The sequence below is a fragment of the Streptomyces sp. NPDC002130 genome, from assembly GCF_040296465.1.
Classification (GTDB): Bacteria; Actinomycetota; Actinomycetes; order Streptomycetales; family Streptomycetaceae; genus Streptomyces.
Genome location: NZ_JBEOXI010000878.1, coordinates 1 through 1,379, shown reverse-complemented (window position 1 = coordinate 1,379; position 1,379 = coordinate 1). Strand labels below are relative to the sequence as shown.

Below are 1,379 nucleotides of genomic sequence, written 5' to 3'. Positions count from 1 at the left end.
CCAGGACTGCAGGTCGGTGCCGAGGCAGGGGGCCTGGAGTTCGCCGACGTGGACCGGGAGGGTCGGTACGGCTCCGGCCGACGACAACATTTTCGCCGACCTCGACGTCCGTGACACCTTCGCCGACCTCTTCGACGGTGCCGGAGAACTCGTGGCCCATCGTGACCGGCGCATTCTCGTGTGAGAGTGGATGCGGGTGGCCCGGTGCGGAGATGAAGATCGGTCCCTCGAGGTACTCGTGGAGATCGGTGCCGCAGATTCCGCACCATGCGACCTTCAGCTTGACTGTTCCTGGCCGCAATTCGGGCTCAGGGATCTCTTCGATCCGGATGTCTTTCTGCCCGTGGAACCGTGCTGCCTTCATTGATCCGCACCTCACTTCGTTGTGAATCCCCTGGTAGATCGACGTTAGGCCGATTATCGGCGCGGGTGAAGGGTTGCAACGGAATGCAATGTCGTGGAACCGATCGGTGCTGGGGAGCGTCTAATCCTGTGAGCGGGTCGCGAACGAGGGGGAGTGCTGTGGGAGTGAGGGGTGCAGTGGTCTTGGTCGCGGCCACGCTGTTGGTTGGGGGTTGTTCCTCGACCGTCGAGGGCGAGGCTTTCCCTGTCGATGTGATTGGGATGTTTGATCCGTGTGAGGTTCTCAGCAATGAGGAATTGGAGAGAGTCGGAGTTGACCCGGCAACTATGGAGATTGACATCGTCGACACCCATATCGATGGGTTCAATATATGCAAGTGGGAAGGATCTTGGTTCTTCCTCCGTCTGACTTCCACAACACACTCGCTTGCGGAAGTCGAAGCAAATCCGGTGATGCGCGATCTACATCGAATTCAAATTGGCGGCCGAGAGGTTCTGATGTTCCAGGAACACAACGACAAGGCGGCGGACCTCGGCCGTGGATCAAGATGGCCGGTACCGCGGTGTTCCGCTGGGCTGCCTTCGAGATGGGCAAGGTCGCCACTCGCACCCTGGAGAAGTCGGGGCTGGGCATCGAGGACATCGACGCTTTTGTGCCGCACCAGGCAAACCAGCGCATCAACGAGGTCATCGCTCGCAGCATGAAGCTGCCCGAGGGCTTCCCCGTCTCCAACGACATCGCCGAGACGGGCAACACGTCCGCGGCCTCGATCCCGCTCGCCATGGAGCAGATGCTGCGCGACGGCCAGTGCAAGCCGGGCGACAAGGCATTGCTTCTCGCCTTCGGTGCGGGTCTGTCCTTTGCCGGTCAGGTTGTCGTCATGCCGCCGTTGGCTGGAGCAGAATCCGCCTGATTGTTCCTTACGGAAGGGCGCCTCGAACCCACGGTTCGGGGCGCCCTTCCGTTTCCGTCCGGATCGCCTGGACGCGTCTGCAGCTGATCGGGCAACCACCGA

The 1,379-nt window shown here is 61.3% G+C and carries 2 protein-coding genes and 1 pseudogene; 2 read left to right on the top strand and 1 reads right to left on the bottom strand.

Annotation, left to right across the window (positions count from 1 at the left end; all coding sequences use genetic code 11):
• Nucleotides 1-184 (top strand): hypothetical protein (locus ABT116_RS51235; protein ID WP_502984082.1); only part of this gene is annotated, 184 nt, incomplete at its 5' end.
• Here ABT116_RS51235 and ABT116_RS46570 read toward each other — a convergent pair.
• Nucleotides 137-364 (bottom strand): annotated as a pseudogene (locus tag ABT116_RS46570) (alcohol dehydrogenase catalytic domain-containing protein); the annotation flags it as partial. The gene ABT116_RS51235 and the pseudogene ABT116_RS46570 overlap by 48 nt on opposite strands.
• A gap of 547 nt (nt 365-911) precedes the next feature.
• On the opposite strand from ABT116_RS46570, the gene ABT116_RS46565 reads away from it, so the two are divergent.
• On the top strand, nt 912-1,277 hold the full coding sequence (locus tag ABT116_RS46565) for a 3-oxoacyl-[acyl-carrier-protein] synthase III C-terminal domain-containing protein (protein ID WP_351647305.1): 366 nt from the start codon (nt 912-914) through the stop codon (nt 1,275-1,277).
• Nucleotides 1,278-1,379 lie beyond the last annotated feature (102 nt).

Bases quoted from the DNA above. Each gene is read 5' to 3' on its own strand.
- ABT116_RS46565 (WP_351647305.1), top strand. From the start codon at position 912: ATGGCCGGTACCGCGGTGTTCCGCTGGGCTGCCTTCGAGATGGGCAAG.